A 19,981-nucleotide genomic window follows, 5' to 3' on the forward strand; every position below is an offset into this window, starting at 1 on the left:
CTTTGCGTAATTATGTGAAAAATAGATATTACACACTCAGGTGAATACGGCTCCACAATTCTACTTCTGAAAAGTCCTCAATCCTATGCTTATACCTTTACTGGATTGAATTCATCAACTCATAGAAATATTTGGGTTCTTGAGTCTTATTAAGACTATACCAGGCATCTAATGTTTGTGGAGAAATCACGCCCAGAGCTTTCAAGACATGTACAGAAAATTCCAACGGAGCTATTCCAGATGCAGTGATCAGTGTTCCATCAGTTACAACAGACTCCATTTTGTAATACTTTTCGCCCTTGTAAGTGGGACAGATCATTTTAAGGTATTCCAAATCATTGCTTGTATGCAGGCGTGAATTCAGCAATCCTGTCTGGGCAAGTCCGATTGTAGCACCACAAATCGCTGCAACCAATATACCATCCTTTAAACACCTCTGGGCGATTTTCAAGATGGGCTGGTGAATGGATTCTGTCCATGTATCTCCACCGGGTAAAATCAATATATCTGTGCTTTCAATGTTGCACTCATCCAGTTTAATGTCAGGCAGTATTTTCAATCCACCCATTGTAGTTACAGGGGTCTTTTCAATTCCAACGGTGACTATTTTTGATGGGGCCAGCCCCTTTTTATAATATCTTCCCGAGTTCAGCTCGGCAGTTACATAACCTATTTCCCAGTCTGCCATTGTGTCAAACACATAAAGATATACCGTATTATTCATTTGCAAGTTCTCCTTATTTACAATTCATCAAGTGATACCAACTATCCATCGGTGACCATTGATTATCATCATTATAAAATAGCTTCACTGACATCTGCTGTCAGTGAAGCTATTAAAGTTGATAATATTGGCCTGGGTTACGTAGCGAAGCTTATTGTCAGTAACGGCAAGTTTTAGGGCCACCCTTTGCGGGATGGCCCTTACTTTGCTTTACTTTGATCATGCCTTTTAGGTTCTTACTTAGATTCGATGCGACCTAATGGATTGGCACTCTTCTCCAGATCCTTCCGGGCCGCCAACCAGCTTGAATCGTCGAGATTGAGCGCCTCTCGAAGATAAGACCACGTGAGCTGCTGGAGCAAAGCAACTCGTTCCGGATTCTCGTCCGTCGTCTCCGCGACATTGTACCCGGAGATTCCGCCAAGCATATGTTCTGCCCCGAAGAGGGTGAGCAGGCTCTTTCTGCCCGGGCTCAGGAAGTAGGGGTCTGTGAACCAGTCCGGCCCCCGATTGGACAGGTGGGATTGGTCATGATCCCCCGCGACCACGAGAGTCGGCGTCCTCATATCGGAGAAGCTCGGGTTCATGAATGGGAAGTGCTCTGCCGCGAACGGACTCAAATCAGCTCCGCCAAGGCCAGTCGTGGAAAGCAATACGCCCGCCTTGATTCGCGAGTCGGACATGTCCTCTCCCGGTTCGCCACTGGCATCGAGGACTCTCGCACCAAGCAGCATGCTCACCGTTTGGCCTCCCCAGGAGTGTCCGGCTGCGGCGATTCGGTTGCGGTCGAGACGTCCGCTGAGGCCTGGAACGGAAGCTTCAATAAGATCAAGTTGGTCAAGGATGCGCTTCAGGTCTTCGACGCGGAAACGCCAGATCAGTGGTGTACGGGGATCGTCAGGAGGAAGATTCAGCGTCCTCGAGTCAAGATGGGTAGGTTGAATGACCACGAAGCCGTGAGCAGCCCAGTAGTCGACTAACGGACCGTAGCTGTCCATCGACCAACCAAAGCCTTGCGAGAAAATAATAATAGGTACTTGGCTACCCGTCGCTGGCGCCGATACCCGCACTTGCAAATTCTCACCGCGGCCCGGGGCTGACAGCACAATCGGCTTTATCGAGATGACTGGAGAAGACGTACTTACGTGCATTTTCATAATTGATGTTCCTTTCTTGGTCTTTTCAATTTAAGGATTGGTTGATACATCAACCCAAACTTAAATGTAGCACGTTGAAGTTGTCACGTCAACCATGCTATGATATACCCATGGATAAGAACAAACTTAACGATGAAGAAATTCAATTATGGTATAAGTGGAAAGGCTCCTTTCAAAGCATCTTCGGTCGCGTAATTAAAGAGATGTCCGAGCGCACCGGACTATCCGAGGGCGATTATGGGGTATTGGATCGGTTAGACCTTTTGGGGAACGGGAGCCTTCGCCAACAAGAGTTGGCCAAATCTATGGACTGGGATAAGAGCCGATTGTCACATCATCTGACGCGAATGGAAAAACGCAACCTTGTGATGAGGAAGCCATTAGACGCAGATCGCGGTGTTCAAGTCATCATCACTCCCATTGGAAAGTCAGCATTAGATGATGCCCGGCCCATTGTCTCCATGGCCATACGCAAACATTTCCTTGATCAGTTAACCGATCTTGACATTGAGTCGATTACGAAGCTAGCGGACAGAACAAAAAATGGGTCAGCAGCGTCTAGTAATACCCCGACGCCATGACCCCATTTTTTCCCGCCGAGTAAGAACTATCCCAAACCCGAGCCAGGCAAAGAAAACCCCGATTTTTCGCCTCATTTATCTCTTCTTCAGTTAAATTAGGCCCACTATTATTAATATTAGAAAAATCAAGACTTTCGTTCTCTAGTAGCATAGCTATACCTCCCCAATGTTACCAGAACTGTTATTAACCTTATTGTACCATACTAAGTGTCACAATTTGCGTCACTTATGGTATGGTTCAGCTTAACGTGGCCATCTGCGAAAAATACTAAAGGGGGTCCCCTCCGCTGTTCTTTATAAATGATCCTCTGCGGTTCGTACAGATGTACCTCCAATTCCGTTCCGTCAAAAAGTAGGCGGAGTAGCAACCGCTATTAGCAGCGTTTCGCCTTCCCAAATATTCTTATAACTATGGGGGATTCTGGCATCATAATAGATGCTGTCCCCTTCTTCGAGCGTGTAGCGTTCATTGCCCAGCATAAACTCCAAACGCCCGGAGTGGACAAATAGAAATTCCTCTCCATCGCTATGGCCGACGCCAATGTCGCCGTAAGCCGCTCCTTCTTCCAACACTCCCCATATCGGTCCCATTCGGTTGCTGCTTCCTTGACTGAGCGCGTACCAGGTAATACGGGAACCTTCGGAATGCACCAAAGGTTTGCGCTCGTTTTTCCTAACGACAATGCTTCGTTTCTCCTCGCCAAACAAATCGGTAAAATTCACGTTTAATGCATTCGCTATGCGCTTCAGAACACTGATGGACGGATTCGCCTTATCGCGTTCAATTTCACTGAGAAAAGATAAGGATACAGAGGCTGCTTGAGCTACCTTCTTAAGCGTTAATTTCTGTTTTTTTCGCGTGCTTCGAATGGCTTCGCCGATCGAATTCATGTGCAAACCTCCTAAATTTCGATATGATTTCGCTATCGGCGAAATTTATATATTTATAATAGGCGTAAACATGAGCAATATCAAGCCCTTTCACTAGAGCGGAATTACGGTGTAAAAACGTTGAGTTAGCGCCATTATTGGGCTACCATTTAATCAAGGTTGGTGAACGAATCTCACCCGGCTTTCTTAGCGATCGTTCGTTTCAACAGAATCATTTTCATTTGCAGCGAAATTCTCATGGATAATGAGAAACGAATCACAATGATTCAATGACCTCCTTGTTATCCGGATCAAAGAGATAAGTTAGAAGGACGAAAGGAGTTAAAAGAATGACTGCTAAAATTCCCAAGGTCTATCGAGTCGGTGATGTTACCGTGACGCGTATCACGGAGATGATGCTGGACGGTATTCCGCCAGAAGTATATTTTCCGGGATCGTGGAACCCCCTGTTCCTGGAGGAGAATCGGAACTCTCTTCCGGCCGGCCTGATCGATGGCAATTCTCAGCTTATCGTCAGCATTGGAACGTGGGTGGTGAAAACTCCGAAGCATACGATCCTTATCGATACGGCTACAGGAAACGATAAAAACCTGCCTTTAAATCCCGATCTCGCCAATCTCCAGCTCCCCTATCTTCAGCGGCTGAAGGAGGCAGGGGTTACACCGGAGGAAGTGGACTACGTTCTGCTGACGCATCTGCATGTGGACCATGTCGGCTGGAATACAAAGCTTGTGGACGGAAATTGGGTACCGACCTTCCCCAATGCCAAATACGTATTTCCCCTCGCAGAACAGCAATATTACTCCAGCGAGGTCAGTCACAACAAAGCAAACGAAGCAAATTTTAACGTTTACGAAGAAAGCGTATTGCCTGTTGTTGAAGCCGGCTTAACGCAGACCATTGGCCCTGAGGGCGGAGAATTTCTTGATATATTCACATTCATTCCGACACCCGGCCACAGCATCGGCCAAATGTCCATCCGTCTCAAATCTGGCGGGGAAGAAGCTTTATTCGGCGCCGATGTGATGCACCATCCGTTTCAGGTCTATAATCCGGAATGGAATTCCATGTACTGCGAATTTACCGATCAAGCGCGTATTACACGGCTTAGTGTGCTGGAGCTCATAGCGGATCGCCCAGTCATTTATTTCAGTACGCATTTCCCCGGAAGCGCGGCGGGGTACGTGACTCGCAGCGAGGGCAAGTATAAGTGGAACTTTATTTAATACAACCTGACAACAAAATCCAATACGAAAGGCGCTGAGCTTATGACAACCCGTGATTTTCTTAAAGATAACCATATCGTGACCGAAGACCTGCGTATCCCGAGCGATACGCCCGGAATCGAGCTTTATGTACGAAATAAACGTCCCGCTTCCATGAATACCTTCTCAAACGAAAAAACAATCGTGATGGTTCATGGCGCTACCTATTCAATTGGCAGTCTGTACGATGTGGAGCTGGACGGCTTCACTTTTCTGGACTACCTTGCCGGCCATGGCTATGACGTATACGCCGTGGACGTTCGCGGCTACGGCGGCTCGACAAGACCGCCTGAGATGGAGCAGCCTGCCGACCTTAATCCGCCGCTTGTCCGCACGGAGACAGGGGTCCGGGATTTGGGTACAGCCGTGGACTACGTTCTGAAACGCCGGAATTTAACGAAGGTCAACATACTGGGAATGTCTTGGGGGGGAACGGTTGCGGGAGCTTATACCAGCCAAAACAACGAGATAGTAAACAAGCTTACGCTTGTTGCACCGCAATGGCTAAGCTCCAAACCGGTTCCGATCGATACCGGAGGCCCACTCGGTTCATATCGCCTTGTTGCTGTCGGCAGCACGAAGGAACGCTGGCTCAGCGCGGCGCCAGAACATAAACGCGGTGATCTGATTCCGGACGGCTGGTTTGAACAATGGGTCGAAGCCACTCTTGCTTCGGATCCGGGGAGCTTAACCGGTCATCCCGAGCATATCCGGGCGACCAACGGCCCTATCCTGGATATCCGCGAATACTGGACGGTTGGCAAAGCTTTCTATGATCCTAAGGATATCACGGTTCCCGTCCTTCTTGTCCATGCCGAGTGGGATATCGATGTCCCTCTTGAATTGGCGCAGAGTTTCTTCACTTTCCTGACAGGAGCCGCCTACCGCCGCTGGGTGGAAATCGGTGAAGGGACGCACATGGTATTGCTGGAGAAAAACAGACTTCAGGCTTTTCAAGCCATTCGCGGTTTCTTGGATGAAGCATACGCGCCGGCGAAGTAAAGCTGCCGCTGCACAGTCGGACTCTAAGATTATATTGCTTGCCTAATGAGAGGCCCGGGCTGTCACCTCGGGCCTTTTTCTTCACCCATTTATCAAAGAGACGGAGAGGAATTAAATACGATGAGCCCTATCGCTATTACAACAACACAAGCACCCGCAGCTATCGGCCCTTATTCGCAGGCCATCGCTTTAGGAAATGCCGTCTATACGTCGGGCATGCTTCCGATTGATGCCGAAGGAAATCTGAAAGAAGGCATCGTTGACCAAACCCATCAAATAGTAAAGAACCTGCAAGCAGTCTTAGCTGAAGCTGGATTATCTTTAGCAGACGTTGTAAAAACATCAGTTTTCATGACGGATTTAGAGCATTTTCAGCAGATGAATGAAGTGTACAGCCAATATTTCAGCGATCATCACCCTGCCAGAACAACCGTAGAAGTGTCTAAACTTCCAAGAGACGCCAAGATTGAAATAGAGCTTATCGCAGTCAAACGCAATTAAATCCGCTCCATTATCCTTTATTTCTGTGAAAGAAGGCGCATCTGCTTGCGAACTTATTTGCTTCTCTTGTTTTGCGCGGCCCTTTACGGGAGCAACTTCGTCTTAGGCTCGCTGCTGCTGGAAGCATTCCCCGCCTTGCATCTGTCGGCATACCGGCTTCTGGTTTCATCGGCGTTCCTGCTTATTTATTTGGTTGCAACTCGTGGCTTGGCGAAGATTACGTTCCGCGACTTTGTTTATTTGGTCCCCTTCGTTCTAATCGGGATGCTGCTTCACCAAGTTTCTTTCTTTACAGGTCTCCGGACAACGGACGCAACCACAGCTTCGCTCATCTTATCGTTAGCTCCAATTTTTACGGCGCTGTTTGCCCGCTTATTTTTGAAAGAGCCGTTAACGATACGCATGGCTGCAGGCTCAATTGTCGCCCTCGCCGGTGTCTTCTTAGTAGTTGGAACTGGCGGAAGCATGGGCACAGCCATTACCGAAGGCGTCTGGATCATGTTTATCTGTATGCTGGCATTGTCGGGATCTATGATCCTCATGAAAAAGCTGACGGAACGTATGGATGCGTTTGTCGCAACGGTGTATACCACCGTGCTAGGCTGCATCTCGGTATACCCGGTGGCGGTCTGGAGTGAGCCTCGCGTACAGGTACAACCTCAATTCTGGTGGTGGGTTCTCTTGGTCGGATCGGCGCTGCTTATTCAGGGCTTATGCGCGGTTATCTGGAATGCGCAGATCCGCAAGGTAGGGGCGGCTAAAGCCTCCCTGTTTCTGAATTTACAACCGTTTGTCGCCATGATTTTAGGCTATATCACGCTCGGCACCCCGATTTCCTTAACGCAAGTGGCAGGATCTGTTCTCATCATTTCCGGCGTAGTTCTAGCCACTGTGCAGGGACAGAGAACAAGGAAAACACAAGACGATAAACTGAAATTATCCGCTACCGAGAGGTAATAAGCCTACACAGTAATGGACTTACGACAAGCCAAAGGGAGCCCTTTATATCATGGCTCCCTTTGGCTTGTATAATGGAAAAGACAGCACTGCAAATTTAGGGTAGCGTTCAGAGAGTATATTGATAACTCCCTTGGCAGCCTCTGCTTGAGAAAAAATTTATCCTTTATTTATGATAAGGCTCAGCATATCACTCAAAAGGCGATATTCAAGGCATCCGCTTGGGTGTCCTGAATTAGTAAATCTTATGTTGGCATCCCTACTAAGCGAAAAGATTGATTAAGTTGCCATCAAGATCCTGCACGATCACGTAGCGTTGTAACATGTGATAGTAAGCATGCAGCAGCTCCGGTCTACTTCGGCCAATGCCTCCTTAGGTCCAAGCCCAAAAGAATCCGTCGCGATCCCAAGCAATTCTGCCGCCGTGGAGTTTGCGGAATGCCTTCTTCACCTCTTTAGACAGCGATGTATTTCCATTCTCATTCACAAATATGAATTGTTCGCCGAAGTGGGTCTTCACATATTCAATCGCATCGGTCTGGTATAGCGTTCCCGTAGACCTGATTTCCTTGACCATCCATTCAGCCACTTCCTGTGCGGTTACTTCCATAGGGATCCTCCTTTCTACTTGCTTATTGCCCATTGCTGGGAGTGTGACTGCATTCATCCTCTATATCCAGTTGCAATAACAGAAAGTCATTTACACATCAAAACCTATGTAGTCATTCTGAACAAAATAAGGATAACCGTCAATTCTGCTGTCACAACTATAGCCACTCCACACTCAAAGTCAAATCATTCGGTTCGCGATCCGTCGTCAAAGTACATTCCACATCAAACCTTTCGATGTGTTCCTACTCATTATCTTCCTGGGAAAAAACGAGTCCGTAAGGATCGCTATGGCGATGGCCAACATCCGTTCGGCTATATTCACATCATCCTCTTCCTTTTATGATATTGGAAGGCGCAACGTGCCAAGCGACTCGCCCATGTGAACCTTCATGCCCGGAATCAAATCCTTGCGAAGAGTAAACGTATGATTCTCTGTGAGAAGCACCACAGTGGAGCCGAATTCGAAATAAGCCAATTCCTGGCCTTTCTTGACATCCTTAGCCAACGGATTTACGTACTTGATACTACTGACGTTCATAGCGCCTACCTTAATGACCGCGACCTCGCCGTCGGAGTAACGAATATAGGTCGTCAGCCGCTCATTGCGGCTCAGCACCATTTTCATATGTCGAAGACCAAACTCGTTCACCGGGTAGACCTTGCCTTGGAAGTGAACACGCTCGACGATCGTGCCGTCTACAGGGACGTGAATTCGGTGATAATCAGTCGGACTCAAGTAAAGAACGAGATAGAAGCCCTCGGCATATTTAGCTGCCCGGGGAGAACATCCCAGCAACTCTTCGATTGCGTAGTCCTGTCCCTTAATGTTGAATATCGTGCCTGATTTCACCGGGCCCGCCCCCGTAATCAGCGCATCTACGGGACAGACAAGCGTAGCGGGATCGTTATCGATAAGGCGCGCTCCGGGCTTAAGGCGTCGCGTAAAAAATTCGTTCAGAGAACGATATTCGCTGATCGGCTTCTCCGCTTCTTGAACCTGGATTCGGTAGATTCGGGCAAACGAACGTATAAACACCTGACTCACCGAAGACTGCGCCAGCCTGCCCGTCAGACGAGAAATCCATTTGCGCGAACCGAGCTCAGTCATGGATCGCATCAGCAATTTCATCATTACGTTTGCTCAACGTCCTTTCTGCATTGATTCCACCCGTTGATAAGCAGTTTGGCGGCGATAGCTGAACGTCTAGCTATCTGATTCTTCGTCAAATTTAACTGAGAAAAATGCCCTTGATGGAACATATCTGCGTATCCCTGAACGAGAGCAAGCAGTGCTTCCATAAGCTCGAGCAATTCATCCCATGCTGCTTCAGGAACAGCTTCCTGCGTTAACGTAAAAAGAAAATTGATCATCTCGCGGCTTCGTTCATGGAATGTGGTCAGCTGAGATTCTCTGGCTGCGGAAAATAATTGAAAACTGACATTATGTTCAAGTGCATACTGCACATAGGCGCCGGCAACAGAAGCCACACGCTCAATTGGATCATTACCCGCTTCGGTTGCTGCAGACTTCATTCTCGATGTGAGTTCCGTTAGAAAAACGATCCCGGTTTCCGCAAGCAAGCTTTCTCGATTAGGGAAATGACGATAAGGAGCGCTAATTGCAACTCCCGCATTTTTCGCTACCTTGGCCACGGAAAAGCCTTGAATCCCATGTTCTGAAATCATTTCCATCGAGGTTCGTATTAGCGTTTCTTTTAAGTTTCCATGATGATAATTTCGTTTGTTATTCTGCATGTGTACACCCCTTTTTTCGTAATTATATCACAACAAAGGCCAATGTGATAGACATATCACATTGGTCGTGTTATTATGTGATAGGTATATCACATTAATGGCGAGGAGTTGTTTGAATTGACAGTTACATTAATTACAGGTGGAAACAAAGGGCTGGGCTTCGAAACTGCACGGCGATTGATCGCACAGGGTCACAATGTGTACATTGGTGCTCGCGATATAGAACGTGGGAAAGACTCGGCTGATAAGCTTGGCGCAAAGTTTATACGGCTTGATGTGACCGATCTTGCATCTATACACGAAGCAGCTGCCGAGATTAATCAAAATGAAGGGCTTTTGGATGTACTTATCAATAATGCGGGAATAACAAGCGGACTTCTGGGCGCTAATGATGTGGCTGCAGAAGACTTCCGCACCGTTTATGACACCAATGTCTTCGGTATTGTTCGTGTGACACAAGCCTTTCTTCCTCTTCTGCACAAATCGGCAACGCCTGTTATCGTCAATGTCAGCAGTGGGTTAGGTTCCTTTACCCGCGTGACGAATCCTGAAAAGGTTGAATCGCAAGTAAACGATTTGATTTACTCGTCATCCAAAGCCGCAGTAACAATGCTGACTGTGCAATATGCCAAAGCCTTGCCCGAATTCCGTATAAATGCCGCGGATCCCGGGCCGACAGCAACCGACCTCAATGGGCATCGCGGCTTCCAAACCGTCAGTGAGGGTACAGATGTGATTGTGAAGCTTGCGACTCTTGACGGCAATGGACCTACGGGTACTTTTATGGATCGGAATGGAGTCGTTCCTTGGTAAGGAGGGGACTATGTTGTGAGTAGCTTTATCGCGGCAATGCTCCTGATGCTCTTTAACCCGGCGTTCGGAAGAATGCCAGACAGAAGAACGAAAACACGCATAAACAATTCCGTTAATTACAAAAATAACAAGTTCGTGAATGCTATCCCTACAATAACTAGAATGTCTTTGCGCAACCAATTATCTGTTCTTTGGGACTTTGCTCGCGGGAAGCCTGCCCATGGCAGGCCTTCCTCGCCAATTGACCTTGTATTGACCGATATCGAGAAAACGAAACCATCGTCTGATCTCAACCAGGCGATCTGGTTCGGTCATTCAAGCGCACTAGTTGATCTAGACGGCCAACGATTGCTATTCGACCCGATGTTTGGGCGGTCTCCATTTCCTTTTCCGAAGCTGGGAAGCAAGCGATTTAACGATAACCTGCCGATTGATGTCAAACATATGCCTGCCATTGATGCGGTATTTCTTTCCCATGATCACTATGATCACCTGGATTATTATTCAATCAAACACCTTAAAGATAAGGTCGGTCATTTTTTTGTTCCGCTGGGAGTCGCATGCCATCTTGACCGCTGGGGTGTCCCTGACTCCAAGATCACCCAGTTGGACTGGTGGGAGGAACTAGAGTGGGAAGGATTGAAGATCGTCTGCACGCCTGCGCGTCACGTGTCTGGGCGAAGCTTCTTGTACAAAAATCAAACTTTGTGGTGTTCATGGTCAATCATCGGCTTATCAGGAAGCGTGTTTTTTAGCGGAGACAGCGGATATGGCCCTCACTTTCGTCAAATCGGGGAAAAGTATGGACCCTTTCAACTTACGCTAGTGGAGTGCGAGCAATATGACGAACGTTGGCCGGACCTTCATATGTTTCCGGAAGAAGCGGCGCAAGCCCATATAGACTTAAGAGGCGAATTCATGATCCCGATTCATTGGGCTGCTTTTCAATTAGCGCCTCACGGGTGGCTCGACCCCATCCATCGTGTCTTGATTGCGGCTAAACAACGATCGATCAAAATTGCCATTCCTCGTATGGGCGAATCTGTATCGCTAGGTGGAGACCACTATCCCATTCACGAATGGTGGAGTAAATGAATAACGTATTCCGGCTAATACCGGATTGGAGAGAGGTGAATGACTTATTTTAAATTTCATACCGAGCTTTCTTACTCTTGGTAATCTGAGCTTAGGCTTAATTTCGATCATACTTGCATTTAACAACAATGCGGGTATGGCTACGCTTCTCGTTTTTGTTGCAATCATACTAGATGGCGCAGATGGATGGGCAGCCCGTAAATTGCATGCGCAAAGCGAGTTTGGGAAGGTTTTGGACTCGTTATCAGACATCATTACGTTCGGTGCGGCACCAGCATATATTCTATATGAGGCAGTATTCCATGAGCTAAGTCCAGCGTTGGGCTGGGGGATCACAATCCTATTTCCGGTTTGTGGCGCTTTGCGCTTGGCAAGATTCAATGTTCAGAACGGAATGAAGCGATACTTTGTCGGGCTGCCGATTCCCGCTGCGGGCGGGATGCTGGCTTTGCTGTCTTTTTTCAAAAATGATGTTCCCGTCATTGTACTATTCGCCGTCTCACTTCTGCTGGCATTGCTTATGGTCAGTTCGATTCGTTACCCAAGCGTTACAAATTTTAGTCCCTCCCGCAGAACGATTTGGTTTGTTCTAACTCTCATGTTGATACTGGCGGGGGGAGCATTTTTATTCGAGAAGCAATTATATGAACTCTTGTTTGCCCCACTTTTTATGTATGCAGCGTATGGCAGTATGATTTACTGGGTACGCCTGGTTTCCAATAATAAGGAACAGGGCGAATAACAAACAATCGCTGCGGCCATTTTCTAAACATTATGGTGCGTTTTCCGCAGGAGTGCTTCCTGGTATGTCATTTAGTCGATGGAAAACAGCAGCTTCGTCTCTGATGATCTTCGGTGTGTGGTGATGGAAGAAGAGAATTCGCTTCACTTATGATACGGTTCTGCGCTCACAACTTGCTGGTAAACTTAAATCATCACCAATCCAAAGGGATATTCTCTCCAGCTTCTTTCTGTCTGTTGAAACATGGACGGACTTAATTACAGAGCGAATCAGTACTTTCTTTTCTTGATCGTCCGCTGCCTCAAATAATGAGTCGAAGTCTTTGAGTGTATCGACAATCATTTGTGAATTGATCTGGCTCCCATAATCCAATCTGGCTAATTTACGTTCGGTCTTTGCTAGAAGTTCATTTGCTTCGGCTAGTTGACTTTGTGCCTTGGTTATGAGCCGATTATAGTCATCGGAGCTTATCTCTCCGTTTAAATAACTTTCGTCTAACGAATCAATTCTTTTCGTATGTTTTTCCACCTGTAACTTCAATTCATTATAACGTAGTTCTAATGGCTGCTTGTCCTGTGAAACATCTTCTTCTATCTTATTCAGTACTTCATCCACCAAATCCATACTGTTTACAGATTCCCTTAAAACATGCAAAACCTCCTGTTCAATCCAGTCAGCCCTAATTAAATTTGAGGAACATTCTGACTTACCTTTTTGGTGGTATGCCTGGCACATGTAGTATCTACGGTAATCGTTAGTCCCTCGAATCTTATTCTTGTGCATTACCATACCAGCCCCACATTTCGGACATCTAACAACACCAGCCAAAAAGTAATTCCCACTATGAGACTTGATTGCTGTAAATGAATTCTTGTGCAGGTCATTAATTGCTTGGACTTTCTCCCATAATTCTATTGAAATAATAGGCGTATGTTTTCCGTTTCTTTCAGGTACTTCTTCAAGTGTTCCTTTTCTTCGTTTGAGGTTCCAATCCTCCTTTTTCCCCCAAGTGTTCACTCCCGTGTAATCTTTATTGTGTAAGATCAATCTAACCGCACAAATACCAAAGTTGTTTCCTCTCTTGGTTTTATAACCATAGGAATTAAGCCTGTTCACAATGGTTTTATAGCCCATGCCTTCAGCGCGCATCTCAAATATCCTTTTCACTATCTCGCTTTCCTGCTCATTAACAACCAATTGTTTGTTCACTATATCGTAGCCCAATAACGTACCACCGTTAAATTCACCGTTACTGGCTCTTTTTTTCATTCCTGACTTCACTCTGTTGATTGTTACATTTCGCTCATACTCGGCAAATGTTCCCTGCAAACTGATAAACATTTTTCCTTCTGTGGTTGAAGAGTCAATACCACACGTACTAACTAACAGCCGCATATCCCTTGGCTGTAACTCATTACCTATCAGGTTTAATATGTCCTGATTACTTCTTGAAAGCCTATCGAGCCGCCATACAACGATTGCTTGAAACTTGTTCTGTGCCATGTCAGAAAAAAGACGCTGGACATCAGGGCGGTTAAAGTCTTTACCCGAATATCCACCATCGCAATAAACATCGAAAACGGTAAGTCCGATTGATGCAACATACCGACGAAGTTCCTCTTCTTGTGCTTCTAGTGAGCAGCCTGCGTTTTTCTGTTCCTCAGTACTGACTCTAATATAAATGGCCACCTTGTCTTCTCCCATATTTTACACCTCAGCATTTCTTTTATGAGAAAATAGGTAAGCGCTAATAATCATGCGCCTACCCATTTTGAATAACTTTTTATTTTGATTTCTGATGACCATACTTTCTGATTAATTCAGCGAGAACTCTAACGACTTCGGTTCTCTTGACGTTCTCTGCTGATGGCTGGATTACTTGAGTATCAACTTTAATCATGATGCCACCTCTCAGCTCCCCTCGGCATAGACTACCTCATATGAAGATCAAGAATGTTGTGTCTAACAATGTACAGCTCCTGCTCAACTTTTTCCTTATGATCGCTTAACGCATCTACAATTTCCATTAAACCTTCGAACTTTAGATGACTTTTGTCGGCAATTTTAAAATTGAATCTAACCAAATGCCCAATTGCAGCGTCTAGCTCCTGAATTCCTAGCTTTAGGTCTTGTTCCTCCCTTTCATAGTGTGCTTCGATTTGATTGTTTTTCATATCCTTTTCCTCCTTCATGATATCTGCTTGCAATAGACATATATCAAAGGAGGCGATTTTTTTAAGGGGAAAACAAAAAAAGTTGAATTTTTTTGCTGGGCTCTTGAAGAAGGCCTATTCCAAAGAGCACCAATCATTTTTCTCAACTCAAATACACCAGTCATTCTCTGCTGGTTTAGTCGCTTGCGTACTCCTGTATTGTTGCGAAGTATACGATATTTTCCAAAGTCTGCACAACATTCGTTTTTAATGTCGTTTTCTTCCTTGGGTTCATCGTATACTGTATTCGTTACTGCCATTTGTAACTGTCGCTCTTGAACTTGTGGTTTCTGCTGCCCAAGCAATACCCCACACAGTTCTTCTAATAGCGGCTCCCATGCTTCCCTTGCTAACTCGTTGAAATCCACTTGATACGAGGGAGCAAGGGTTTCTTTTACCACTTTCCTTGTGTACCAGTCTTTCTTCTTTTCTATCTCTACTCCATCTCTTAATTGACGCGCTTGTTCTGCTCGCTTCTTTGGAATGATATCCCAATCAGTAACTACCGCTGCAAAATAGTGCTTGTTCTGTTCTGGTGGATGATGTAGTAACTCTGCTAGTGGTATTCTCTTTTCTGGCTTATCTACAATCTCAATTCGGGTTAATTCATGGTCAATCACAACGTTCCGATTCTCTAGTAACTCCAATCTCTTATTGTAATTTCGACAGTAGCCATTCGTTTTACGTTGGTGCTTCTCCCCAAAGTAACGTGTACCCTTGTAATGTCTCATCTTTCGCCGCCCATCCTTAGGAAAGACAATCACATTATCCATTGAGGTCTTTACATCATAGGCTATGTCACAGCTCACATAGTAGATGCCACTAGCTGCGCGACGCAATCTATCCAGCACTTCCTTGAATTGAACGTAATACTCTGGGCGAGTTTCTAACCGCAACGTGTATGCAGTTCCTTCATGCTCTTTTATGTTTCGGTAATACACATGCAAATACGCACCATTTGCCTTGCGCAAATGCAACTCATGACTATATCCACTCTTCCCATAGTACGTCGTTTGTTTAAATAGCTCGCCGCATTTTGCCGCGCGAATCACCAAACCAAAATAAGCCCCAAATGTAATACCTGTATATTCCACCACGAATTTGTCGATGGATACCTTCGCTTTCATCGCTTGCTGCCCTCCCTTGCTCATGCGCTTTTTTAGACTTGTGATTGTATTTTTTAAGACTTAATAGACTAATTAATAATTATCGGGTTTAGCCTGTTTTCAGGTCTTTAAACGTAAAAAAACACTTGTCGCCCGTGAGGGCAAATCAAGTGTTTGAAAGTTGAAAAGTTGTTAAGTGTGTTTGGATAATCCTACTAAACATGAATCCGTATATTCTATTGTGTGAGATTATTATGACATCCGGGTAGACAGGAGTCAATAGTCTGTCATTTGGTTTACTATCACCAACGAGCTTGCACGATCTCGCTATTTGCTGCTACTCGGTGTCATTTGTAGTGAACACCACTGAAAACGTCATCTCGCCGTTTCTCGTTGGTCTCTGCCTTGTTCCCTCTGTGCTAGTCGAGTACGCCCAACTCGCGGCGTGCTTGGATTTCCAGCTCACGTAACCACTTTTGCTTTTTAACTAGCTCTTCAAACCATTCCTTATCCTTTTGCGCTAAGGCCATATCTATTAGCTGGTCGTAGTCCTCTGAACACATCATCATTGCTTCTTGAAATTTGCTCATTTGTCTAACCTCCCATTGTTAATCGACGATTAGCTAACCTGCCTTGTCTTGTTCCACAACTGGCGGCTAATGATACGAGGGAAAACATCTTTCTGTCTGATGCCGTTCCGTTCTTTTTGCCCGTTGTAGGTATTGAAGCCTGTATACGTCTCATTGTTCAGAATGTTTTGCACCTGTACAACAGTCCAGTCTTTCCCTGTTTTGGTGCGGATGCCTGCTCGGTTCAATTTGCAAGCGATTTTGTATGGATTATTCCCCTCTACATAGAGTTGAAATATGTTCTTTACCGTTTGTGCTTGTTGTTCGTTTATGATTATCATACCATTTTGTACCTGATACCCATAGGCAGGTGCACCGCCAGCATATTTATTTCCCTTGGCAGTGGCAATCCGTCCGCCTTTTGTCCGTTCGTTAATGGTCTTCCGTTCAAACTCTGAAAAAGAGCCTATCATTTGCAGAAACATCATTCCTGACGGTGTGGATGTATCGAAATTTTCTGACACGCTAATGAATGCTATCCCTTTTGGTTCAAGTTCATCCTCTATCAATAATATCAAATTTCTCAACCTTCTGTGGATACGGTCTGCCTTCACTACGACGATTCCTGTCACTTCGTTTTCAGCCTGCTGAACATACTGCATCATGTCTCTGTATCCTTCACGTTCAGTCGTACTTCCACTTTCTCCTTCGTCTTTAAACATTCCTGCCAATTCCCAGCCTTGACTGATACAGTACGCTTCAATCTTTTTCACTTGCTCCGCTATCGAAGTATTCTCTATCTGACTATCTGATGAAATTCGAGCGTAGCCAACCACTTTCTTCATTTTCACGTTACCCACGTCCAGTCCTCCTTTTTTGTAAACACTATACGACCTAGATTAAGGAAATTACAATTCCTTTTATCCTTCCTGCCGTTCTTTTACCGTGATAGTGGTAAAACAAATTTATTTTGAGTTTTGCCATCCTACTGCTTCAATCATAAAAAAGGGAACGAACAAGCCTCCTCGCCTGTTTGCCCCCTCAGCTAGCTGCGTTTGTATTCCTTCCTTGCCCGATCAAGTATTTCAGCCAATCGATCTAAAGAGCCATCGCTTTTATTCCCCTGCATTTCTAAAAGCCTACTGCTCTCCCTAATCAAGTTTACCATGTTCATTTCAACCCTCGTTATCGATTCCTCAATGGCACGTATGGTGGCAGGGTTCGGCTTTTCCTTCTGTTGCTCCTGTTTAATACGTTCCATCATGCGCCGTATGCGTATTTCACATAGTTTGAACCTATTTTCAACTTGCGACGCTGGGTCTGTTGATACTAGGGAATACAGTTCCCGTTCTTCATCCGTCAGCGTATCGACCCAGATCGCTTCATATAGTCCATGTTTCAATGCGTTCTTATTACCTTTTAGGCTCCCTTTATGTTTTGCCCTATCCTTCGGTCCAGTAGACTTTCCCCCGTGAAGCCTACAGCGCCCGTTTGCTAAGGCGGCTCTTTTACAAGGCTCGCCGCTTCTCGTCTTTGCCCCACACAGCTTTTTCTCCATCCTTTCACCGCCTAACCTCATTTCATGGGGTATCGTTTCCCCGACCGGGGGGAGGACTAACCGCCCCAGCACTTTATCTGTACCTAATGCCTAATGGGTCAATTTGCTTCCTTCTGTTTCTTTCTTGCCTTTTGGTGCTGAAACTCCTTGAATGCTGCCAGTAGGTCTGTTTCGCAAAGAAAATCTATAAAGCCCTCTAACAGATAAGCATTTCGTAGAATCGTATCGTTGGCCATGCTTAGTTCCTCCATTAGGAACCTTTCATGCTCTGTTATTTCTTCGTTCATTTTTGTTACTCCCTTCTGTAACCGTCAAATTTGGTTTGTATGTGTTTTCTATTTCGGGGGGGCTAGTAAATTACGGTATAAGTTTCCTGCAACGTATACTTGCCCCCTTCTCGTTGGTGCTCGTATTACTGCATTACTTCTTTTGCCTTACGTTCCCAATACCTCTGCATATATTCCTTTTCCTTCTGTTTGTTCTCTAGCTTCTGCCGCCACTTCCTTTTGTACTCTCGTTCGTGCTTGCGGCGTGCTTCTAGTGCTTCGGGGCTTAATTTCACCATATGCTCTAGTCCTCCAGTATTTCAATTATCCCGTCATCTTCATCCACTATCTCAATTACAAACCCATCCTCTGTCTGTCCCTTGGGAATTTCATATCCATTGAGATACAAGCGTTTCCCGTTACCGTGTTTCTTCCTAAGTTGCTTGGCTAGTTTAAGTTCACTAGGTGTAAGCTTCCGACTCATCTGCTTTACCCCTCTAGTTCCTTAAGTCTCGCCATCTGGTAATCAAGAGTCCGTTCTGTCTCCTGTATTCGCTCTTCCGCCCGTTGAACCATTGCCACCGCTTCTTCCTTTGCGTCCTCCAGTGCCTGCCGCTGGCGAGCTAACACACGTTCGTTAAACTGTAAAAACTCCTTCAAGCTAGATACCTCACGCTCTAACTCATTAATACGACGATGTATTTCCAGCCTTTCATATCCGTCCTTTCGGTCGCCCAGCGTTTCAAAATATTCCGCTTGATCTAATAGCTGCCGAACCTTTGTCGCTGCTTGTGGATCGGTTCCCGATAATTCCCCTGCTTGCTCTCTTAATTTCCTTGCCTGCTGAAAGTGGTCACGTATTTCCTCCACCAATGCTTCATACTCTGCTTGCTCCTGAGCAAGTAAACCCATCTTTTCCTCTACTGCCTGTACACTTTTTGCCATTGACGTTCATCCTCCTAAATGATTTTCTGCATGCAAAAAAGGCTCACTCCATCTGTAACAAGTGGAATAAGCCTTCTAAGTGTGTTCAAGTTTATATTTTCAAAGTTGATAAGTGTCTTAGGTACTACTTACTGTTTACAGTTTACGACCTACTTTATTAAAAGTAAACCCTGCAATAGGAGGGATTACTACTTCTTTTTACTGTCCACGTTGTCGAATCGTTCTCCATTCAGTAAGAGGTACTGTATCAAAGGAAGTAATTTCATGGTAATCTATCAGTAGTCACATTACATTCCGAGGAGGGAGACGCCATAAACACAAAGGACATTATCGACCTAGGAAACAGACACCTTAAAGGACTTATTGGACATACCTTTGATGTAATTGATGTTGCAAAGCCAGTATCTCCTGAGGCAGCAGTAAACTTAGCAAAAGTAATTTCAAAACTTTCTCCATTGGTAGGAAACCTCATTGAATTTAACACTTGTGACTATCTCAATGAGCAGGAGATATTTTCTGAATTAGGAAAGTGGAAGAGGCAAGACCCCGGCTTTCCTGACACAATTTTTGAAGGTAATATTACTCCTACCCCTGGTTTTGAAATAAAGGCTTGGTTTCCTCTTGCTACTGAAATCACGGCCCGCTTCAAAGACAGCCAAAATCATTTCTTAGATGACCAAACATACGTAGCTATGTTGGCGTGGTTGCCCGAATATTTGATCTTTGGTAAACCAAAAATCATTGGTTTGGTTGTAGTATCGGGAGGTTCAGTAGCAAAAGCAAGAGATAGTCACTATCACAATCCACCAGATTACTTGGTGCTGGAACCAGAAGACACAACTGCTAGAACTGTAAATCTTCAACAAACCAATACCAACGGATACAAGTTCCAAGGGACCCCAGAACAGTTTCTTGAAGCACAACAACTTGTTGCTAGTTGGGGACCTAACGGAAAGGATTACCTCCCGACGGCAGAATATCAAGCAAAGCTAAGAGAATTGATATACCGTTTTCCTTATAGACTGGATACAAACTTCGCTAAAATGGATCGGATAATTCATACAGAAATTGAAACTTTTAAATCAAGTGTATACAATTTTAAGCTCCACGGTAAAACAATACGAGAATGGAATCGGCTTCTTTCCAAAGGAAGCGAAAGCCAAATAAAAAAAGAGTTGAAAACACATTTTGATATTGGAACCGATGAAGTTGAAGATCTAATAAATTAA

Annotated in this window: 25 protein-coding genes; 9 read left to right on the forward strand and 16 right to left on the reverse strand. The window is 45.3% G+C overall.

Features of this window, described 5'->3' with window-relative positions:
- Positions 1-97: 97 nt before the first annotated feature.
- Positions 98-724 (reverse strand): type 1 glutamine amidotransferase family protein, encoded by a 627-nt coding sequence (locus MKX50_RS25015; protein WP_339158060.1) that lies wholly within the window; start codon positions 722-724, stop codon positions 98-100.
- A 236-nt stretch (positions 725-960) separates the two neighbouring features.
- On the reverse strand, positions 961-1,881 hold the full coding sequence (locus MKX50_RS25020; protein ID WP_213591707.1) for an alpha/beta fold hydrolase: 921 nt from the start codon (positions 1,879-1,881) through the stop codon (positions 961-963).
- A gap of 110 nt (positions 1,882-1,991) precedes the next feature.
- On the opposite strand from MKX50_RS25020, the gene MKX50_RS25025 reads away from it, so the two are divergent.
- Entirely contained in the window at positions 1,992-2,462 is a 471-nt protein-coding gene (locus MKX50_RS25025) for a MarR family transcriptional regulator (protein WP_213591709.1), read from the forward strand.
- Between the two features lie 345 nt (positions 2,463-2,807).
- Here MKX50_RS25025 and MKX50_RS25030 read toward each other — a convergent pair whose 3' ends face one another.
- Entirely contained in the window at positions 2,808-3,353 is a 546-nt protein-coding gene (locus MKX50_RS25030; RefSeq protein ID WP_096776293.1) for an XRE family transcriptional regulator, read from the reverse strand.
- Between the two features lie 329 nt (positions 3,354-3,682).
- Between MKX50_RS25030 and MKX50_RS25035 the strand changes: the two genes are divergently transcribed.
- The 4 genes from MKX50_RS25035 (at position 3,683) to MKX50_RS25050 (ending at position 7,078) form a co-directional block, all read left to right on the forward strand.
- Positions 3,683-4,579: an MBL fold metallo-hydrolase gene (locus tag MKX50_RS25035; RefSeq protein WP_213591710.1), complete on the forward strand. Its 897-nt coding sequence runs from the start codon at positions 3,683-3,685 to the stop codon at positions 4,577-4,579.
- 42 nt (positions 4,580-4,621) lie between these two features.
- Positions 4,622-5,620 carry an alpha/beta hydrolase gene (locus MKX50_RS25040; RefSeq protein WP_339158061.1) on the forward strand — a complete coding sequence of 333 codons (999 nt, stop codon included), beginning with the start codon at positions 4,622-4,624 and terminating at the stop codon, positions 5,618-5,620.
- Between the two features lie 120 nt (positions 5,621-5,740).
- Positions 5,741-6,121: a RidA family protein gene (locus MKX50_RS25045; protein ID WP_339158062.1), complete on the forward strand. Its 381-nt coding sequence runs from the start codon at positions 5,741-5,743 to the stop codon at positions 6,119-6,121.
- Between the two features lie 45 nt (positions 6,122-6,166).
- Positions 6,167-7,078 (forward strand): DMT family transporter, encoded by a 912-nt coding sequence (locus tag MKX50_RS25050; protein WP_339158063.1) that lies wholly within the window; start codon positions 6,167-6,169, stop codon positions 7,076-7,078.
- 373 nt (positions 7,079-7,451) lie between these two features.
- Here the strand turns inward: MKX50_RS25050 and MKX50_RS25055 are convergent, their stop codons facing one another.
- The 3 genes from MKX50_RS25055 to MKX50_RS25065 form a co-directional block, all read right to left on the reverse strand.
- On the reverse strand, positions 7,452-7,688 hold the full coding sequence (locus tag MKX50_RS25055) for a hypothetical protein (RefSeq protein WP_019639448.1): 237 nt from the start codon (positions 7,686-7,688) through the stop codon (positions 7,452-7,454).
- A gap of 339 nt (positions 7,689-8,027) precedes the next feature.
- On the reverse strand, positions 8,028-8,822 hold the full coding sequence (gene asd / locus MKX50_RS25060) for an archaetidylserine decarboxylase (RefSeq protein WP_213591714.1): 795 nt from the start codon (positions 8,820-8,822) through the stop codon (positions 8,028-8,030).
- Entirely contained in the window at positions 8,822-9,445 is a 624-nt protein-coding gene (locus MKX50_RS25065) for a TetR/AcrR family transcriptional regulator (RefSeq protein WP_213591715.1), read from the reverse strand. Before MKX50_RS25065 ends, asd begins: the two co-directional genes overlap by 1 nt.
- Positions 9,446-9,562: 117 nt before the next feature.
- Here MKX50_RS25065 and MKX50_RS25070 point away from each other — a divergent pair, with 117 nt between their 5' ends.
- Genes MKX50_RS25070 through pssA form a run of 3 tightly spaced genes read left to right on the forward strand, consistent with a single transcriptional unit; the run spans position 9,563 to position 12,095 of the window.
- Positions 9,563-10,258: an SDR family NAD(P)-dependent oxidoreductase gene (locus tag MKX50_RS25070; protein WP_213591717.1), complete on the forward strand. Its 696-nt coding sequence runs from the start codon at positions 9,563-9,565 to the stop codon at positions 10,256-10,258.
- 15 nt (positions 10,259-10,273) lie between these two features.
- Positions 10,274-11,353 (forward strand): MBL fold metallo-hydrolase, encoded by a 1,080-nt coding sequence (locus tag MKX50_RS25075; protein WP_339158064.1) that lies wholly within the window; start codon positions 10,274-10,276, stop codon positions 11,351-11,353.
- 58 nt (positions 11,354-11,411) lie between these two features.
- Positions 11,412-12,095 carry a CDP-diacylglycerol--serine O-phosphatidyltransferase gene (gene pssA, locus MKX50_RS25080; protein ID WP_339160257.1) on the forward strand — a complete coding sequence of 228 codons (684 nt, stop codon included), beginning with the start codon at positions 11,412-11,414 and terminating at the stop codon, positions 12,093-12,095.
- Positions 12,096-12,242: 147 nt separating this feature from the next.
- On the opposite strand, the gene MKX50_RS25085 is transcribed toward pssA, so the two are convergent.
- The 10 genes from MKX50_RS25085 to MKX50_RS25130 all read right to left on the reverse strand — a co-directional run bounded on the left by MKX50_RS25085 (position 12,243) and on the right by MKX50_RS25130 (position 18,752).
- Positions 12,243-13,799 carry a recombinase family protein gene (locus MKX50_RS25085; RefSeq protein ID WP_339158065.1) on the reverse strand — a complete coding sequence of 519 codons (1,557 nt, stop codon included), beginning with the start codon at positions 13,797-13,799 and terminating at the stop codon, positions 12,243-12,245.
- Between the two features lie 227 nt (positions 13,800-14,026).
- The gene (locus MKX50_RS25090) at positions 14,027-14,269 is read right to left on the reverse strand and encodes a hypothetical protein (protein WP_339158066.1); all 243 of its coding nucleotides are present in this window, start codon (positions 14,267-14,269) and stop codon (positions 14,027-14,029) included.
- A 14-nt stretch (positions 14,270-14,283) separates the two neighbouring features.
- Complete coding sequence (locus tag MKX50_RS25095; protein WP_339158067.1) at positions 14,284-15,435, reverse strand: hypothetical protein; 1,152 nt, start codon at positions 15,433-15,435, stop codon at positions 14,284-14,286.
- Positions 15,436-15,833: 398 nt separating this feature from the next.
- Positions 15,834-16,004 carry an IDEAL domain-containing protein gene (locus MKX50_RS25100; protein ID WP_339158068.1) on the reverse strand — a complete coding sequence of 57 codons (171 nt, stop codon included), beginning with the start codon at positions 16,002-16,004 and terminating at the stop codon, positions 15,834-15,836.
- Between the two features lie 29 nt (positions 16,005-16,033).
- Complete coding sequence (locus MKX50_RS25105; protein ID WP_339158069.1) at positions 16,034-16,843, reverse strand: recombinase family protein; 810 nt, start codon at positions 16,841-16,843, stop codon at positions 16,034-16,036.
- A 185-nt stretch (positions 16,844-17,028) separates the two neighbouring features.
- Positions 17,029-17,541 carry an HGGxSTG domain-containing protein gene (locus MKX50_RS25110; RefSeq protein ID WP_339158070.1) on the reverse strand — a complete coding sequence of 171 codons (513 nt, stop codon included), beginning with the start codon at positions 17,539-17,541 and terminating at the stop codon, positions 17,029-17,031.
- Between the two features lie 98 nt (positions 17,542-17,639).
- Positions 17,640-17,777, reverse strand: a complete 138-nt coding sequence (locus MKX50_RS25115) for a hypothetical protein (RefSeq protein WP_339158071.1) — start codon at positions 17,775-17,777, stop codon at positions 17,640-17,642.
- Between the two features lie 176 nt (positions 17,778-17,953).
- Positions 17,954-18,106, reverse strand: a complete 153-nt coding sequence (locus MKX50_RS25120) for a hypothetical protein (RefSeq protein WP_339158072.1) — start codon at positions 18,104-18,106, stop codon at positions 17,954-17,956.
- 5 nt (positions 18,107-18,111) lie between these two features.
- Entirely contained in the window at positions 18,112-18,291 is a 180-nt protein-coding gene (locus MKX50_RS25125) for a hypothetical protein (protein WP_339158073.1), read from the reverse strand.
- A 5-nt stretch (positions 18,292-18,296) separates the two neighbouring features.
- Positions 18,297-18,752 carry a hypothetical protein gene (locus MKX50_RS25130; RefSeq protein ID WP_339158074.1) on the reverse strand — a complete coding sequence of 152 codons (456 nt, stop codon included), beginning with the start codon at positions 18,750-18,752 and terminating at the stop codon, positions 18,297-18,299.
- A 455-nt stretch (positions 18,753-19,207) separates the two neighbouring features.
- Between MKX50_RS25130 and MKX50_RS25135 the strand changes: the two genes are divergently transcribed.
- Positions 19,208-19,981: a hypothetical protein gene (locus tag MKX50_RS25135; protein WP_339158075.1), complete on the forward strand. Its 774-nt coding sequence runs from the start codon at positions 19,208-19,210 to the stop codon at positions 19,979-19,981.

It is taken from the genome of Paenibacillus sp. FSL W8-0186, from assembly GCF_037969765.1.
Taxonomy (GTDB): domain Bacteria; phylum Bacillota; class Bacilli; order Paenibacillales; family Paenibacillaceae; genus Fontibacillus; species Fontibacillus woosongensis.

Bases quoted from the DNA above. Each gene is read 5' to 3' on its own strand.
- MKX50_RS25015 (WP_339158060.1), bottom strand. From the start codon at position 724: ATGAATAATACGGTATATCTTTATGTGTTTGACACAATGGCAGACTGG.
- MKX50_RS25020 (WP_213591707.1), bottom strand. From the start codon at position 1,881: ATGAAAATGCACGTAAGTACGTCTTCTCCAGTCATCTCGATAAAGCCG.
- MKX50_RS25025 (WP_213591709.1), top strand. From the start codon at position 1,992: ATGGATAAGAACAAACTTAACGATGAAGAAATTCAATTATGGTATAAG.
- MKX50_RS25030 (WP_096776293.1), bottom strand. From the start codon at position 3,353: ATGAATTCGATCGGCGAAGCCATTCGAAGCACGCGAAAAAAACAGAAA.
- MKX50_RS25035 (WP_213591710.1), top strand. From the start codon at position 3,683: ATGACTGCTAAAATTCCCAAGGTCTATCGAGTCGGTGATGTTACCGTG.
- MKX50_RS25040 (WP_339158061.1), top strand. From the start codon at position 4,622: ATGACAACCCGTGATTTTCTTAAAGATAACCATATCGTGACCGAAGAC.
- MKX50_RS25045 (WP_339158062.1), top strand. From the start codon at position 5,741: ATGAGCCCTATCGCTATTACAACAACACAAGCACCCGCAGCTATCGGC.
- MKX50_RS25055 (WP_019639448.1), bottom strand. From the start codon at position 7,688: ATGGAAGTAACCGCACAGGAAGTGGCTGAATGGATGGTCAAGGAAATC.
- asd (WP_213591714.1), bottom strand. From the start codon at position 8,822: ATGATGAAATTGCTGATGCGATCCATGACTGAGCTCGGTTCGCGCAAA.
- MKX50_RS25065 (WP_213591715.1), bottom strand. From the start codon at position 9,445: ATGCAGAATAACAAACGAAATTATCATCATGGAAACTTAAAAGAAACG.
- MKX50_RS25085 (WP_339158065.1), bottom strand. From the start codon at position 13,799: ATGGGAGAAGACAAGGTGGCCATTTATATTAGAGTCAGTACTGAGGAA.
- MKX50_RS25090 (WP_339158066.1), bottom strand. From the start codon at position 14,269: ATGAAAAACAATCAAATCGAAGCACACTATGAAAGGGAGGAACAAGAC.
- MKX50_RS25095 (WP_339158067.1), bottom strand. From the start codon at position 15,435: ATGAAAGCGAAGGTATCCATCGACAAATTCGTGGTGGAATATACAGGT.
- MKX50_RS25100 (WP_339158068.1), bottom strand. From the start codon at position 16,004: ATGAGCAAATTTCAAGAAGCAATGATGATGTGTTCAGAGGACTACGAC.
- MKX50_RS25110 (WP_339158070.1), bottom strand. From the start codon at position 17,541: ATGGAGAAAAAGCTGTGTGGGGCAAAGACGAGAAGCGGCGAGCCTTGT.
- MKX50_RS25115 (WP_339158071.1), bottom strand. From the start codon at position 17,777: ATGGCCAACGATACGATTCTACGAAATGCTTATCTGTTAGAGGGCTTT.
- MKX50_RS25120 (WP_339158072.1), bottom strand. From the start codon at position 18,106: ATGGTGAAATTAAGCCCCGAAGCACTAGAAGCACGCCGCAAGCACGAA.
- MKX50_RS25125 (WP_339158073.1), bottom strand. From the start codon at position 18,291: ATGAGTCGGAAGCTTACACCTAGTGAACTTAAACTAGCCAAGCAACTT.
- MKX50_RS25130 (WP_339158074.1), bottom strand. From the start codon at position 18,752: ATGGCAAAAAGTGTACAGGCAGTAGAGGAAAAGATGGGTTTACTTGCT.